11 protein-coding genes are annotated in these 15,553 nt (G+C 45.1%); 3 read left to right on the top strand and 8 right to left on the bottom strand.

The window, feature by feature from the left end; genetic code table 11:
• Window positions 1–172 precede the first annotated feature (172 nt).
• A complete protein-coding gene (fbaA, locus tag GKS34_RS00150; RefSeq protein WP_163382802.1) occupies window positions 173–1,234 on the top strand; it encodes a class II fructose-bisphosphate aldolase in 1,062 nt (353 codons plus the stop codon).
• Window positions 1,235–1,365: 131 nt separating this feature from the next.
• On the opposite strand, the gene GKS34_RS00145 is transcribed toward fbaA, so the two are convergent.
• From GKS34_RS00145 to GKS34_RS00120, 6 genes are all read right to left on the bottom strand, one after another.
• Complete coding sequence (locus GKS34_RS00145; RefSeq protein ID WP_163382801.1) at window positions 1,366–3,468, bottom strand: alpha/beta hydrolase family protein; 2,103 nt, start codon at window positions 3,466–3,468, stop codon at window positions 1,366–1,368.
• A 155-nt stretch (window positions 3,469–3,623) separates the two neighbouring features.
• Window positions 3,624–4,997, bottom strand: coding sequence for a Gfo/Idh/MocA family protein (locus GKS34_RS00140; RefSeq protein WP_163382800.1), 1,374 nt, complete (start codon window positions 4,995–4,997; stop codon window positions 3,624–3,626).
• A gap of 27 nt (window positions 4,998–5,024) precedes the next feature.
• Window positions 5,025–5,897 (bottom strand): sugar phosphate isomerase/epimerase family protein, encoded by an 873-nt coding sequence (locus GKS34_RS00135; RefSeq protein ID WP_163382799.1) that lies wholly within the window; start codon window positions 5,895–5,897, stop codon window positions 5,025–5,027.
• A 2-nt stretch (window positions 5,898–5,899) separates the two neighbouring features.
• Window positions 5,900–7,102 (bottom strand): alpha/beta hydrolase family protein, encoded by a 1,203-nt coding sequence (locus tag GKS34_RS00130; protein ID WP_163382798.1) that lies wholly within the window; start codon window positions 7,100–7,102, stop codon window positions 5,900–5,902.
• 101 nt (window positions 7,103–7,203) lie between these two features.
• Entirely contained in the window at window positions 7,204–8,478 is a 1,275-nt protein-coding gene (locus GKS34_RS00125; RefSeq protein ID WP_317167948.1) for a prolyl oligopeptidase family serine peptidase, read from the bottom strand.
• A gap of 11 nt (window positions 8,479–8,489) precedes the next feature.
• Entirely contained in the window at window positions 8,490–9,902 is a 1,413-nt protein-coding gene (locus GKS34_RS00120; protein ID WP_163382797.1) for a putative oxidoreductase C-terminal domain-containing protein, read from the bottom strand.
• A 259-nt stretch (window positions 9,903–10,161) separates the two neighbouring features.
• Between GKS34_RS00120 and GKS34_RS00115 the strand changes: the two genes are divergently transcribed.
• Entirely contained in the window at window positions 10,162–11,226 is a 1,065-nt protein-coding gene (locus GKS34_RS00115) for a LacI family DNA-binding transcriptional regulator (RefSeq protein ID WP_163382796.1), read from the top strand.
• A gap of 3 nt (window positions 11,227–11,229) precedes the next feature.
• Window positions 11,230–12,639 carry a tagaturonate reductase gene (locus GKS34_RS00110; protein WP_163382795.1) on the top strand — a complete coding sequence of 470 codons (1,410 nt, stop codon included), beginning with the start codon at window positions 11,230–11,232 and terminating at the stop codon, window positions 12,637–12,639.
• 63 nt (window positions 12,640–12,702) lie between these two features.
• On the opposite strand, the gene xylA is transcribed toward GKS34_RS00110, so the two are convergent.
• Both xylA and GKS34_RS00100 read right to left on the bottom strand, forming a co-directional pair.
• Entirely contained in the window at window positions 12,703–14,016 is a 1,314-nt protein-coding gene (gene xylA / locus GKS34_RS00105; protein WP_163382794.1) for a xylose isomerase, read from the bottom strand.
• Between the two features lie 40 nt (window positions 14,017–14,056).
• Window positions 14,057–15,547 (bottom strand): xylulokinase, encoded by a 1,491-nt coding sequence (locus tag GKS34_RS00100; RefSeq protein WP_163382793.1) that lies wholly within the window; start codon window positions 15,545–15,547, stop codon window positions 14,057–14,059.
• Window positions 15,548–15,553: the final 6 nt, after the last annotated feature.

The following is a 15,553-nucleotide window of genomic DNA, read 5'->3' as shown; positions in this document are numbered from 1 at the left end:
TATAGTTTCTAATAAAGATTAAAACCGCGTTTTCACTAGCATTCTTTGGTAAATCGGTTATTTTCATGCAAATCATAAGGCAATTGTTCAGCGGTATTCCTATCTTTGCACTTTGATTCTTCATTTCTTCCAGAAATAGAATCATACTATCATTAATCAAAAACCATTCCTTATGAAATTCAAACCTGGAGTTAAATACGGCGAAGAGCTGAAAGACCTATTGGCTTATGCCAAAGAAAGTGAATTTGCAATGCCAGCCGTAAACTGTATCAACAGCAATACAGTAAATGCTGTACTGGAAACGGCAAAAAAAGTCAATTCTCCCGTGATGATCCAGTTTTCGAATGGGGGTGCGCAATTTTTTGCTGGTAAAGGCTTGCCCAATGACAAACAACAGGCCTCTATCGCTGGTGGCGTATCCGGTGCTATGCACGTGCAAAAAATGGCGCAAGTTTATGGCGTTCCGGTAATCCTGCATACGGATCATGCCGCTAAAAAATTGCTTCCCTGGATTGACGGCTTACTAGCCGAAGGAAAAGCCTATTACGAAGCCTTTAAAAAGCCTTTGTTTAGTTCACACATGCTGGACCTATCAGAAGAATCATTGGAAGAAAACATTTCCATTTCGGTAGACTACTTCAAAGAGTTTGCTAAGCTTCAGATGGCGATAGAAATAGAACTGGGTGTGACTGGTGGAGAAGAGGATGGTGTAGACAATACCGATGTAGACAGCTCCAAACTTTATACCCAGCCCGAAGAAGTCGCCTATGCTTACGAAGAGCTAAACAAGGTCGGTGATATGTTTACGATAGCCGCCGCCTTCGGTAATGTGCACGGGGTCTACAAACCCGGTAACGTTTCGCTAAGACCGGATATCCTGAAAAATTCTCAGGATTTTATTAATAAGAAATTCGGAACTACCGGTAAACCCGTAAACTTCGTATTTCACGGAGGATCAGGTTCCACTGTAGAAGAAATCCGCGAAGCGAATGGATATGGCTCTATAAAAATGAATATCGATACAGATCTGCAGTGGGCCTTCTGGGAAGGGGTATTGAAATATTACCACGAAAAAGAGGCATACCTTCAGACGCAATTGGGTAACCCTGATGGCGCAGATAATCCCAATAAAAAATCCTATGACCCCCGGGTTTGGTTACGAAAAGGAGAGGAAAATTTCGGAAAACGTCTGGAATTAGCCTTTGATATGCTGAACGCTATTAATCGGAACTAAATCACAATCGCAATCACAAACAAAAAGCTACCTCGAAAGGTAGCTTTTTCTGTTTTAGGTAAGGCCAACCAAAGTAAAGTTAAACGGTCTTGGCTAAGTTAAACCTCTCTGATTTGTTATTACCCGGTAAATCATGGTTGAAGCCATTGCTGCAAATACCCCTTTCTTTCTTCGGGATCCGCTGTTTGTATAAAATTAATTTTTTCCAGGGTAGGTCTTTCCGGCAGTAGCGATTGCCCCTTGGAAGGCATCCCGGAATTGCCCTGCAATACCAACGGTTTTTTGTCCGCCAGGTGTTCGAGCAGATCAGGCAAATCATAATGAGGAAGGGAGTTAGCCACCGAAAACGGAATCAGGGAAGGATCGTAGTTTCTTTCTTGCACCAGCTCTCGGTAAGACACCATGGGATCAATTAATGCAATCGACGAATAAGCCTCATTGTAATTCGCTGCATGAAGTAGAACGGCTGACATACGTCCTTTGGCCAGGCCTTTGATCGTTTCTCTACCCGAAGTTTCCTGCAGCACCTTTGCCAATCGATTGGCATCTCCAGCATGCAGACCTACCAGACTCCTTCCGATCAAAATACTTCCGAACCAATGATTAAAGGAATTCCCTTCGAAATTAGAGTCACCATTGAAACCTCCGTTTCCCATTTCCCCGGTGTTCAACAGATCAGGTGCCAGGACCATGGCCCCTTCATTTACCAGGGCCTCCATCTCTCCTCCAACCGAGGCATCGGCCCCTTTTCCTTCGGGATTAAGGTATAATACTGCTTCAGCAGTGACTTGGTCGGGGATCAAAAGCAAAAAAGGAATCCAATATTCCCCCTCTCCTTTTATCAAATGCTTTTCTACGACATATCCTTCGCGTTGGTACCTGCCGGTCATCATACGCTCCGATTCTCCCTCAGGCTCCAGGTATCCGGATAATTCCCTTGAATCCGCAACCCGATCTTCCAGGCTTCCGGTAGGCTGATCGGAAATGAATTGCTGATTGAGTTCCTGTACGGTTTTCCCTGGATAGGTCTCCAGCAATTGCCCTTTTGGACTAACCATGAGCTCCTCTTTGCTCAAGGTATCAATCTTTTCATCGGATGATTTTCCTGGCAGATTAAGGTGCTTTTGGAAAAAGGCATACATGGCCTCCCTGTTTTTATGGGTGGATGCATGGCCATCATCGTCCTCCACCATCGCAAAATTACCCGGCGCATCGTAAGCCTCGTAAATACGCTGAACCTGATTTGCTGTTTCCCTTGCCCCTTCAATATTGAATATATCTCTGCTCGTGGCAATAAGCAAACTAGGTTTGGGTGCCCTCACCAACAGCAAGTCGGGCTGATCCAGCCCGGAAGCAATCCCCCGGTAAAAATTTTGTTCGGCATCCTGTGGCCCATGAGTCAGCCAGAGCCGCTTAAAATTGGTCAGGTAATTTTCAGGTGCTGAAGCATAAATACGGTCATCAAAGGCAGCTATATAAGAAGCTTGGGTGCCTCCACCAGATCTGCCAGTGATGCCTATTCTTTCAGGATCCACTTCAGGCCGGGAAATCAGGTAATCAATCGCTCTGATTCCATCCCATATCATGTATTTTGCCTGGGACGATCCGGCAATAAAAGCCTGCGCACCGGGATAGGAATGTTGTTTGGTAGGTCCCCCGATGGTAGGCTTACCAGTGGCGGAATCGTAGTATTCAAGTCTTTCTCCCTGCCCCACAGGGTCAAAGGCAAAAACAATAAATCCCTTTTTTACCAAATTCAAAATCACATGCTGATAGGTAAAACTCCGGTAGGATTCCAGGGCATGGCCCGAACAATAAATAATGGCCGGGGCTTTTGATTTTAATCCATTTGGTATGAAAAGGGTGGCGCTTACATAAAATTCAGGCTGGGACTGAAAGACCACATGGTCCATTCGATAGTCGGGCTTTTGGATCGTTCGGGTGATTTCTGGCCGAAGCGGGGTCTTTTCCGGAAAGGGTCCCACCACTTTCATCAATGTCTTTCTTACCTCCTCCTGCCAACCTTTCCAGTCCCCAAGGGTACGCAATTGCTTTACCGCCTCCTCTCTGGCATCTAGCATTTTAAAGGCCTGCGCTGCCTGGTGCTGGTAAAGGGCATTGGGGCCGTCCGTAAAACTAACCCAATGTGGTTGAATGACTTTCAAATCTTCCTGAGCCTGACTTGATAAGCCAAGAAAGACAAAAATCAATAAGGTGAAGAAAATGCGATTCATTGGAAAATGGGTTTTAGAATTAGAAAGACATTAATAATCACTGACAACTGCAGGGTAATCGGGTCTTTTTATAGGTCCGAACGAGCCGTTGCAGCCAAAAAAACAAAAGGGAATGACATCATGCCCTCCCCTTGTTTTTTTTACCCTGACCGAAATTAAACCTGCTCAGGAACTACATAAGGTGGCCGGCTGGGTCTGGTCAACATGGTATCTGCCTCTGTATCATTGGCAAACTTCTCATACTCTCCCATAAATTTCAACTCTCTTTTCAGGCGGTAGGAGATATTTGCAATCAAGGGCAAGGCGGAAGAATAGTATCCTTCCCGGATATCACAATGCAAGCTTTCCTTTTTACCATCTCTGACGGCATCCAGAAAGTTAGCATAATGTTCGGATCCTCCCGGGGCTGCCAAAACATTGGATCCACCCGAGGTTTCAGCCTGTGCTTTTTGAGAGCTGGCAAAGGGTTCTTTTTCATCCTTTCGAAAGGCTTTCCAGGTACTGCCGTCCAGTTCAAGGTAGCCATCGGTCCCGTAAAACATGTTTCCTATTTTGATTCCCAGACTAGATTCTCCATGTGTGTACCTGCCCCTTGTTTCAAATTCCAGCATTTTCCCATCATCGTATGTAAAGAGCGATGTCTGCGTATTAGGTGTTTCCTGCGAGCACTCTTGGGGAGAAATCCCGTAAATTCCTCCCGCAGAATACACCGAAACGGGATGTTCATTTTTATTCAAACCCCATCTGGCGATGTCAAATTGATGGGGCCCCTGATTGCCAGTGTCACCGTTACCGGTATCCCAATGCCAGTGCCAGTTGTAATGACCTCTTTTCTCATTGTATGCCCGGTAGGGTGCCGGACCCAGCCATAAATCATAATGAAGCCCTTCTGGTGGCGCACTGTCCCTTGAAATCCCAAAGGAATTCCTGGGCTTGTAACACAAGCCGCGGGCCATGTACACCTCTCCGATATTGCCATCATGTAAAAATTTCATCGCTTCCATCACGTTTTGAATGGAGCGATTCTGAAATCCTACCTGCACAATACGGTTGTATTTCCGTGCTGCTTCGATCATCTTTCTCCCTTCATACACATTGTGGCTGGCAGGTTTTTCCACGTAAACATGCTTCCCTGCCTGGCAGGCCCAAATTGTACCCAATGCATGCCAGTGATTTGGAGTGGCAAAAGAAACCGCATCTACTTCCGGATCCTCCAGGACCTTTCTCATGTCGTATTCCGTACCCGGGGTATCTCCAACGCTATCCTCTACCAATTTCACTTTTTCGGACCATGTTTTCTCATCCGCGTCACATAGTGTTTTAATCACTACATTTCGGCTTTCTTTCAGTTTACAAAATTGGTTGATATGGTTTGTTCCCTGTCCTCGGATTCCAATAACTGCCAGATTCATTTGATCATTGGCTCCCATAATGTTTGCGTAAGACTTCGCGCTCATGCTCATGCCCGCCATGACAATACCCGCACTTCCCAGCAGGCTTTTTTTAATAAATTCTCTTCTTTCTGACATGTTTATTTCAGGTTTGTTTTTTTTTAATTAGATGTTCTTTATAAAATCTTCAAAAAGGGCCTTTTGCTCTCGCATGGACGCAATCTTGTCCTCAGGATTACTATGAGCTTCCAACAATACCCATCCCTGATAATCCGCCCCCTCTAATAGGCGGAAAAGTTCCTGATAAGGATAGGAATTCTCATTGAAAGCTCGGACGTGAGTGGTATCTCCCAGCCAGTGTTTTACCATCGCAAAATTCGCTTCCAAGCCTGGATCCATCAGATCCGTATCGTTGCTGTTCCAACAGATTTTAACATTTGAGGAAGTTACCTGATCAAATATTTCCTTCATCACCGGTAACTGCTGGGTAATTCGTCCGTGAACTTCCACCCGAATCAATTGCCCGTGATCCGCGCCGAAATCTCCTACTTCACTGAGAGACTTCGCAATTTGGGAAATGGTTTTTTCGCGGGAAATCCCCTCCGGCAATGTATTGGGTTTTACCTTGATCCCGGTGGCACCAATGTCCCGGCAAAGTTGAATATATGCTTTGGTTTGCTGAATGTTTTCTATTAGTACAGCAGGCTCCGGACTATGGTATTCGAAATTACTTCCATACCCGATACAGGTCACAGGACTATCCGCAAACCGTTTTCGCACTTCCCTTCTTTCATTTTTGTTCAGGTGTGCCTCTACGCCATGGGCATGTTCGGTACGCAATTCCACTCCCTCATACCCAGTTTTTTCACAGTTGGCAATCAGTTCAGGTAAGGACCAGTCTTTCCCCCATAAATAAGTCACCAGGCCAAATTTCATGGAAGAAGCTTTGGCGGACCAGGCTCCCAACGTACTCAGTGCTAATCCAGATATCAGGGTCTTTTTAAGAAAATCCCTTCTGTAGGTTTGCTTGTTATTCATTTCTAGTCCCATTTTACATTAAAAATAGAGGTAATCCCACTTTCAGGAAAGGGGTTATTGTCATCAAAAGGATATAGGGTCTCTTGCGTTTCCAACACTACGTCCTCTTCATTTAAACTACCATCGGCATGCAAGGCTTTTGAAAGATCCAGTCCGAGGTGTTTGGCCAGAAAAGGATAGACCGCTTGTCGCTTTTTGGCATCGTATCCGTGATTATCTCCCGGAATATGAACATTTTGCACCATTTCAGGCTTTCCCTTCAGATTATAAATATATTGAATGTGGGGATATTCTACCTCCGGGGTGTTTTTGGTCCAATCCCCTCCCACAGAGACCAATAACAACGGTTTGGGAGCAATCATAGCTGCAATTTCCACATTATTGGTTTGAAAGTTTTTGGATTTGTGGATGGGCATGCCACTTTCACACACACAACCACCAAAAAAATGAGCGGAAACCATCACCACCGGTGCAGCTACGTCGATACGGTCATCCACCGCCGCCAGCAAAAAGGATTGGGTGGCACCACCAGATGCACCAGTAACGGCCAGCCTTTGAGGATCTGCACCTAGTGAAAGGATAAAATCAACCCCTCGAATGCTATTCCATAATTGCAATTTGAGCACTTCCCCATCAACACGGTGCTCCCACCCTAACTCTTCCTGCTGTCCATATCCGACGGCATCGTACGCCAAGACCATAGCTCCCATTCGTGCCATGGAAGCGAATCGTTTTTGGGCATCGGCCCGGTACCGTCCTACATCCCCTTCCTGGTCCCAATGTCCGTGCGGACTTAATATCCCGGGCAGTTTTCCGGAAGCTTCCGTAGGCATGTATACGCTTCCCGTCACAAACACTCCTGGTAGGCTTTCAAAGGCCACATTTTGCACCTGATAGCCTTCGTGTACGCGCACCTCACCCATGATGGGATTCAGAGCGGTTTTTTCAGGCATACGTTGTAGTCCCGTTCCCTTCAAAATCTGTTTTCGAATGGCTCTTACCCGTTTATCCCAGGCATTTTCACTTTTGTATTCTTCCCGCATCATTTGAAGAAATGCCGCTCCTTCCTCTTCTGTCCAATGAGCACCCACACAAAGCATCTCATCCATCTCTGTTTGGGCATCCGCGGTGGTGATTGATAGCATTAGCCAACAAAAGGAAACCAGCAGGGCACTTGAAATTCGAGTAATCAGGTTATTTTTCATATGTTTATAATTGTTTCTTAATGGCCATATGGAATCTCGCATGCTTCATAATCATCCCGCTGTGTGAGATTTTCGTCATGCTCGATTTCATGAAGTTATTTTTAGGTTTTCAGCCATTTATCCCACCAGGAAAAAGCTTCCTGCTGCATTGCCTGATCAAATTTATGTGGCCCAGGGTAATAGGAAGCCTTGTAACTATTCGTTGCCCCTGCCTTTTCAAATATTTTCTGCAAAATCAAATCTGCCCTTTTCATTTCGGGTAGTGTGTACAATTGATCCTGCTCGTCATTTAAAACCAGCGTAGGTAGCGGGACACGTAAGCCCAGGATTTCGGGAAAATCCAATTCCTCCGGCAACCGGGGGATATAGGTCATCCAGGTATGGGTATAAGATTTGTTCAAAAGGAAATCGGTCCAGGTACTCATAAATCCCACGCAAACGGCACATTTAATCCGGTGATCCAGCCCTGCCATCATGACGGTCCTAAGTCCTCCTCCGGATAATCCGCCACAGCCTACGTTCTTTTCGTCTACATCCGGACGAGCCAAAAGCAAGTCCAATGCCATCTGATCTTCTGCAAAAAACACTCCCGGCCAAGTAGTTCCACCACAAAAAAGCGATTTGGCCATTACGTGTTCGTGCTGACCCGCCCATTGGTTATAAGCTTCAATCGATTCAGGGGCTTCCGGATCCCTGTCGGACAGTCCGGATCGTTGATCTTCGGGAACATCTTCCATCATCACTCTCCTGCTGGCAAAGGTAAAGGCATCCGATACCATGACCACATACCCTCTTTTGGCCATTTCATTGGCCCATGCATTTCCTTCGTAATAATGTTCCTGATGGCTTGACATCAGTTCATGCTGTTCTTTTCCCGTTTTCGTAATTTTCCTTAAGCCAAAATACTTGTTCCCACCATGGTCATGGAAAGCCAGGATAGCAGGTAATTTACCGGTTGCCCCTTCCGGTTTCAAAATGAGTGCTTTGGTAGGCCGTCCATAGGGGAGTTGCCAGGATACTTCCTCTATCTGCAACCCATCGTACACGTGGGAATCATGGATCTTCACCCTGGGAAGCTCACCCAAAACCGGAATACCCAGTCTTTCTTTGGTCCGACCCAGCGCAAGAGACTTCCATTTGTCCAAATCGGTAAACGAATCATTACGAAAAGAGAGGGATGGTAATTGCCTTTTCATTACCTGATCCAACCAAGGGCCATAAGGGCCTATAATACTCTGTTTGGCGCGCTTCATTTCCGTAAGGGTTTTGGCTGGGGAGCCAGTCAGGGCAGCAGGGAAAGAGATTCCCCCTGCCAAACCCACCCCAGCAAGGCCTGCCTGCTTTATAAATTTTCTTCTTTCATTTTCCATGTGCATCCTGCTGCAAGTTATTGAGCCAATTCAAGCCCCCGGGTAGTGACATAATATTTTGCCAGCATGTTGGGAACTTCCCAGTCGGGCAATTTACCCGCTGTAAGGTATTGGATGTAAGCTTCCGTTACTTCCCTGAAATGATCTTCATGGCTGGTACGGAAAGCCTGAGGAATGACTATCCGCCAGGAATTTTCCCCTTCCACCTTCACTACATCCAGGCCACTAAATTTACTTGCCAGTTTGGAGACTTGCTCCTGTACCGTGCTTTCAAATGCTTCGGGATCGACTCCTTCAACTGGTTCCAGATACAATTCAGGTGTGTAATTTTCTTCCGCATCCTGCCGGATCACCAGGTTAGATTTGGTTCCTCTCATAATGGAATAATGGGTATCGGCAGACCCTTCCGGAGCGATATAGTTCCAAATTACGGATACCCTGGCATGAATACCATTGATCTTGTAGTTTATCTCACCGTTTCCATACACTTTTAGTGTGTCGTTTTCCACCACCCTTTGCAGGTAATCCGGGTAGGATGCCAAGCCGGTGGAACGAGAAAACTGCTCCATGGTCAGATCTGTGGTCCATCTTCTGGCCTCAAGCATTTCAATATCGGTCTCATAATCAATAATTGTTTCGGGGAAACTTTCCCATTGTACCAAATCTACCAGGTGGGTAGTTACATCCACTATACCATTTCCCTGCTGGCTCACATCGTAAAACCAGGCGGGTCGAATCAACGGTTTGCCGGAAACCTGCTTGTAAAAATGGTGCACACTTTCTTTGGTAATGGCGGGATCCTCCAGGCTTCCTTCCACCAGGGTACCGAAAACTTCCGGAATCATGGAAAATTCACGTTGAAGAATGGTGGATATTTCGAACCTTTCCGTCATAATGTCATAGAGCAACACGTTATTTTCATTGGCCGAAGCGAAAGCTTCTTTGAGCAATTCAAACCCCGCTACATCAATGGCCATAGGTTTGTCTGCCAGGACATGAAAGCCAGCATCTACAGTAGCCTTAATGTTAGCTGTCTTCTCCCGGTTATTACCGGCAGTAACCATGACATTTCCCTTCTTTTCCTGAATCATTTTCTCCAGGTAATCATCCCCAGTGTATACTTCCAACTGCCAATTGGTAGGGTTTTCTTCCCGGGAATTATAACTTTCAATTGCTTGCAGGTAAGCCTGCAATTCCGGTCCTCCTGGTGCGTAAACATGTACTTTAGGATCTACCTGCTCGTACATGGATTTTTTTACCAAATGGGCATGAAAATGTCCCGGGTCTAAGGTTACTAGTTTGATTTCATTTTTTTCTCCGTTAAAGGTAGTTTTCACTTCTTTTTCCACATTTTTTTCGTTGGAACATGAGATGGATAAAAGTAAAATTGAGGCAGCAACAGGTGACCAAAATTTACTATTGAATTTCATAAGTGTTTCTTTAGATATTAAAGTTTAATGAGATTTAATTAATTAATACAGTACTTTTTATGGTATTCACTGCTATGGTGCTTTCATTTTCTGTATAAGAAATGGAAAACGGTTTAATAAAGGATTAAATATAAAGAATATCACAAAAGAATAAAACATATAATAGCGCAATCGATTGCATTTGCTGGATTATTTCCTTAATATTCATTTTAAACGGTTTCAGGGCTGTTTTGCTAGTTACGGTTTTCTAGAATGCCCAATGAAAAAAAAAGAAAAAATTACCATTCATGATATTGCAATGGAGATTGGGGTCACCGCCTCCACAGTTTCAAGGGCTTTGAACAATCATCCCAGAATAAGCCCTGCCACAAAAAAAATGGTTTTAGAAGCCGCCAAGGCTATCAATTACAAACCCAATCGAATTGCAGCAGCACTCCGTCACGGAAAAAGTAAGCTTATTGGCATAATTGTTCCAACCATCAACCGGAATTTTTTCTCTTCTATTGTCCGCGGGATTGAAGAATATGCCAATGCTCGTGATTACAAAGTCATGATCAGCCAATCATATGACGATTATAAAAAAGAGGTTGAAACAATTGATGCCCTATTGGATGCCCGCGTGGATGGAATCATGGTCTCGCTGGGAAAAAACACGCATTCTTTTTCCCATTTTGAGTCTGTCATTCAAAAAGGAATTCCATTGGTGTTTTTTGACCGAACCACCGACGAACTGGAAGTGAATCAGGTAGTGATCGATGACTATTCATCTGCCTATCAAGCGACAAATCATCTTATCCAACAGGGATACCGCCACATCGCTCATTTTACCAGCCATATGAAAATAAAAATTTATCAGGAAAGGTTGCGCGGTTATACCCAGGCATTACTGGATAATGGTATACAATTTGATGAAAAGATGGTAGTAGAAAGCAATATGCAGTTGGATGGAGGCAGAACTAGTGCGCGATATCTTTTGGATCAGGGCTTTGGATTTGATGCCATCTTTTCGGCAAGTGATTATGCGATTGTAGGCGCCTTGCAGGAATTGAAAAAAAACCATGTTAAGATCCCTCAGGAAGTGGGTTTGATTGGCTTCAGTAATGAACCCTTTACGGAATTTACTGAACCTGCACTCAGCACGGTCGATCAAAAGGCCATTTCAATTGGTGAGAATTCTGCTGCCCTGTTTTTTGAAATGATAAATGGGGATCACAAGCCGAAACCCATGATAAAAAAAACCCTGGAAGCTAACCTGATTATCCGAACCTCCTCCAGCAGAATTCCAAATATCCAACTTAATACTAACTCAACTAATCCGAATTAATTTATGAAACCTTTACACAGAAAAAACATTCCCTCCGACCAGACAAGACCTTTAAAAATTGTGCAGTTTGGTACAGGTAATTTTTTGAGAGGATTTGCTGATTGGATGGTAGACCTGCTAAACGAAAAAGTCGATTTCAATGGTGACATTCAAATGGTACAGGTACACAGCCGCAAACCCGCCGCCGGGATAAATGCCCAGGAAGGCCTGTATCACCTGCTTACCAGAGGCTTCCAAAAAGGGCAAATTATTGAGGAAAACAGGTTGATTCAGTGCGTTAGAGGTGCCATTAATCCCCATATTGATTATCCGGCCTTCCTGGCTTTGGGAAACGAGCCCGAATTGGAGTTTGTCTTTTCCAATACTACCGAAGCCGGGATTTATTTTGAAGAAAAAGACAAGGACCGAACGCTGACACCCGATGCTTTTCCGGGAAAACTGACCGCCATGCTTTACCAACGTTTTACGCATTTCAAGGGAGACCCTGAAAAAGGGCTGGTAATTTTACCTTGTGAACTAGTGGAAGCCAATGGGGATAAGCTCAAAGAAAATGTCCTCAGGTATGTCAATCTCTGGGACCTGCCTGGATCCTTTGAAGATTGGCTGGTTAAGTACAATTTTTTTTGCAACACATTGGTGGATCGCATCGTGCCTGGATTTCCTGTGGAGGCTGCACCAAAGATACAGCAGCAACTTGGATTCAGAGACGACCAACTGGTTATGGCCGAGCCATTTCACTTTTGGGCTATCGAAGGACCAGATTGGCTTCCGGAGGCATTTCCTGTAGAGAAACTTGGTCTAAATGTGAAATTTGTAGACGATTTAAGTCCTTTCCGCACGCGGAAAGTACGGATATTAAACGGAGCCCATACCAGTATGGTGCCGGTAGCCTATCTTAGTGGGCAGCGCTTGGTCAAAGAAGCGTTGGACGACCCGAAAACCAGTCAATTTGTAGAGAAAACCATTTTTGAAGAAATCATTCCCTCCATGGATTTGTCTTCGGATCTGGTAGAACCTTTTGCTGCTGATGTGCTGGATCGATTCAGAAACCCTTTTATCAAACACAAGCTGATCGATATATCTTTGAATTCCATCGCAAAATGGAAGGTACGGGTGCTCCCCTCGATTTTGGAGTATATCCAAAAAAAGGACCGCTTGCCCTCGAACCTGTGTAAAGCCTTTGCGGCGCTGTTGGTATTCTACAGAGGACATTACAAAGGGGAATCCATTCCTCTAAGGGATAAGGAAGAAAACCTGCATTATTTCGATCAGCTATGGAAAATTAAAACGCCGGAAGACCTCGTAGGGAGCGTACTTTCCAGAATTGATTTTTGGGATGAAGACATGAATCTGGTTCCCGGCCTCAGTGAAGCAATGATCAAAGAAATCAATGCATTACTAGCCCAAGAATAAAGGAAAAAACCAAAACGGCTTCTCATCAAGGGAAGCCGTTTTGGTTTTGTAAGTTTGGTAGGCTTAAATGTATTGATTCAGGATATTTTCGTACATTTCTTGCTTACCGCTGATCATCTCTGGCTCACCCATTTCCAGCGCATGGGATCTCAGGTCTTCCAGACTAAGTTTTCCTTCTTCAAAATCCTTGCCCTTGCCACCGTCATACGAAGCATACCTTCTTTTGCGAAGCAACTGATAATCGGATTTTTCCATGATTTCACTGGCAATGAGTAAACTTCTGGCAAAAGCATCCATGCTACCTACATGTGCGTGAACCAGATCGTCCAGATCGGTGGAATTCCGTCTGATCTTCGCATCAAAGTTTACACCACCAGTAGTAAACCCAGGCCCCTGTAACAATACCAGCATGGCTTCGGTCAGTTCCTGAAGATTGATGGCAAACTGGTCTGTATCCCATCCATTTTGGTAATCTCCTCTGTTGGCATCTATACTGCCCAACAAACCGGCATCCTGTGCAACCTGCAGCTCATGCTGAAAAGTGTGTCCAGCCAGCGTGGCATGATTCACTTCAATGTTTAATTTGAAATCTTTATCCAACCCATAGTGCCTCAAAAATCCCACGACAGTCGCCGCGTCGTAATCGTACTGATGCTTGGTGGGCTCCATGGGTTTGGGTTCGATCAGGAACGTACCCTTAAAACCCTGCTTTCTACCATAATCTCTTGCCATGCTGAGGAATTGGGCCAGATGCTCCGTTTCACGTTTCATATCTGTATTCAGAAGGGACATATACCCCTCTCTTCCACCCCAGAAAACATAATTTTCGCCGCCCAGTACTATGGTGGCATCAATGGCATTTTTGACCTGGGTGGCAGCCCGGCTCAAAACATTGAAATCAGGATTGGTAGCAGCACCGTTCATGTAGCGTGGGTTACTAAACACATTGGCCGTGCCCCAAAGAAGTTTAATGCCTGTTTCCTGCTGCTTGTGCTTTGCATATTCGACAATAGTCTGCATGTGCTTTTCATAAGTAGCGATATCTTCGCCTTCATCTATCAAATCCACATCGTGAAAACAGTAGAAAGGAGCTCCTATTTTACTTATGAATTCAAAGGCTGCGTCCATTTTATCCTTTGCTCGCTGAATCGGGTCAGATGCTTTATCCCATTCCCGCACCAGGGTACCCGGACCAAAAGGATCGTTCCCCGTTCCACAGAAGCTGTGCCAATAGGCAATGGCAAACCGAAAGTGGTCTTTCATGGTTTTTCCTTGAATGATCCGGTTTTCGTCATAAAACCGGAAAGCAAGAGGATTCTTGGACTCCCTGCCCTCAAATTTAATTTTTCCGATAGTTGGGAAATATGATTTTGACATGGTAATCGATTAGTTAAGGTATTTACAATTCGCAATTTATTTATCTCACTTTATTCAAGCTGTTCTCCCATTGTTGGTAAACATCCCGATAAGCTTTCATTTTTTCCGTCTCCGGATCCAGTACCTGTATTCTTTCCAGTCCTTCAAAAGCCTCCGTTGCACCGGCGTAAATACCAGCACCAATACCTGCCCCTCTAGCTGCTCCCTGGGCGCCATCGGTATCGTACAACTCCAAAGAAACCTCATTCATATTTACAAAAGCTTCCCTAAAAAGGGGGCTTAAAAACATGTTGGCTTTCCCGGCCTTTACGGTCTTCAAGTTGAGCCCCATGTCTTTCATAATTTGAAAACCATAGGTTAGAGCCGATACGATTCCTTCCTGTCCGGCACGCAAGACATGCCTGTGATCATGCTTCAGCAAATTCAGCCGGGACAGATGAGCGCCTACCTGTTTGTTTTGCATGATTCTTTCCGCCCCATTGCCAAAAGGAATGAAACTCAAACCTTCCGATCCAATGGGAACCTCTGCTGCAAGATGGTTCATTTGCTCGTAGCTGTACCGATTTCCTCCAAGGAGCTTCTTGAGCCAACTATTCAAAATACCGGTTCCATTGACACAAAGTAAAACTCCGTATCGGGGATCATCCGACCGGTGATTTACGTGAACAAAGGTATTTACCCTGGAATGGGGGTCAAAAACCGGACGCGAGCTCACTCCGTACACGGTACCCGAGGTACCTGCTGTAGTGGCCAATTCTCCTTCTTCCAGTACATTTAACGAAAAGGCGTTATTAGGCTGATCGCCTGCCCTGTAGGTGACGGGAATACCGGGTTCCAGCCCTAGTTCCTTAGCAGCAGCCTCTGACACCTTCCCCTGGTTACCAAAAGAAGCAACGGCCTGCGGCAACAGTGATTTATCAAATCCGAAGTGGTCCAACAGCCGGCCTGAAACATCGTTATCTATAAAATCCCAAAACACACCCTCCGATAAACCGGTTTCCGAAGTTAGGATTTCATTGGTGAGTTTCATGGCGATGAAGTCCCCGGGAAGCATTATTTTGTGGATTTTGGAGTAGGTTTCCGGTTCATTCTCTTTCACCCATTTGAGTTTGGAAGCGGTAAAATTTCCTGGAGAATTCAAGAGGTGTTTCAAACAGTAATCCTCGCCTATTTCCCCGAAAGCCTTTCTTCCAATTTCAACTGCCCTGCTGTCGCACCAAATAATAGCCGGTCGGATCACCGAAAAGTTTTTATCCACCAACACCAGTCCGTGCATCTGATAGGAAACACCGATTCCTTTCAATTCACCTGATTTCACCTCGGCTTTACGGAGTACTTCCTGCGTAGTGGCCTGAATGTATTTCCACCAAAGCGCCGGATCCTGTTCGGCCATGTCCGGTTGAGGTGCGTCGATGATCATTTCTTCTTTGGGTAATCCTTCAGAAGCCACCACTTTGCCGGAATCCGCATCCAGCAGTGTGGTTTTAACAGAAGAACTTCCAACGTCATATCCAATCAGTAGTCGTCTCATAAAAGT

This window comes from Cyclobacterium jeungdonense, from assembly GCF_010994275.1.
Taxonomy (GTDB): domain Bacteria; phylum Bacteroidota; class Bacteroidia; order Cytophagales; family Cyclobacteriaceae; genus Cyclobacterium; species Cyclobacterium jeungdonense.
The sequence above is the reverse complement of the archived record's forward strand: the minus strand, read 5'-3'. Positions and strand labels throughout refer to the sequence as shown.

What these genes read in the sequence shown, in the direction of transcription:
- fbaA (WP_163382802.1), top strand. Translation starts at nt 173, where the DNA reads ATGAAATTCAAACCTGGAGTTAAATACGGCGAAGAGCTGAAAGACCTA.
- GKS34_RS00145 (WP_163382801.1), bottom strand. Translation starts at nt 3,468, where the DNA reads ATGAATCGCATTTTCTTCACCTTATTGATTTTTGTCTTTCTTGGCTTA.
- GKS34_RS00140 (WP_163382800.1), bottom strand. Translation starts at nt 4,997, where the DNA reads ATGTCAGAAAGAAGAGAATTTATTAAAAAAAGCCTGCTGGGAAGTGCG.
- GKS34_RS00135 (WP_163382799.1), bottom strand. Translation starts at nt 5,897, where the DNA reads ATGAATAACAAGCAAACCTACAGAAGGGATTTTCTTAAAAAGACCCTG.
- GKS34_RS00130 (WP_163382798.1), bottom strand. Translation starts at nt 7,102, where the DNA reads ATGAAAAATAACCTGATTACTCGAATTTCAAGTGCCCTGCTGGTTTCC.
- GKS34_RS00125 (WP_317167948.1), bottom strand. Translation starts at nt 8,478, where the DNA reads ATGCACATGGAAAATGAAAGAAGAAAATTTATAAAGCAGGCAGGCCTT.
- GKS34_RS00120 (WP_163382797.1), bottom strand. Translation starts at nt 9,902, where the DNA reads ATGAAATTCAATAGTAAATTTTGGTCACCTGTTGCTGCCTCAATTTTA.
- GKS34_RS00115 (WP_163382796.1), top strand. Translation starts at nt 10,162, where the DNA reads ATGAAAAAAAAAGAAAAAATTACCATTCATGATATTGCAATGGAGATT.
- GKS34_RS00110 (WP_163382795.1), top strand. Translation starts at nt 11,230, where the DNA reads ATGAAACCTTTACACAGAAAAAACATTCCCTCCGACCAGACAAGACCT.
- xylA (WP_163382794.1), bottom strand. Translation starts at nt 14,016, where the DNA reads ATGTCAAAATCATATTTCCCAACTATCGGAAAAATTAAATTTGAGGGC.
- GKS34_RS00100 (WP_163382793.1), bottom strand. Translation starts at nt 15,547, where the DNA reads ATGAGACGACTACTGATTGGATATGACGTTGGAAGTTCTTCTGTTAAA.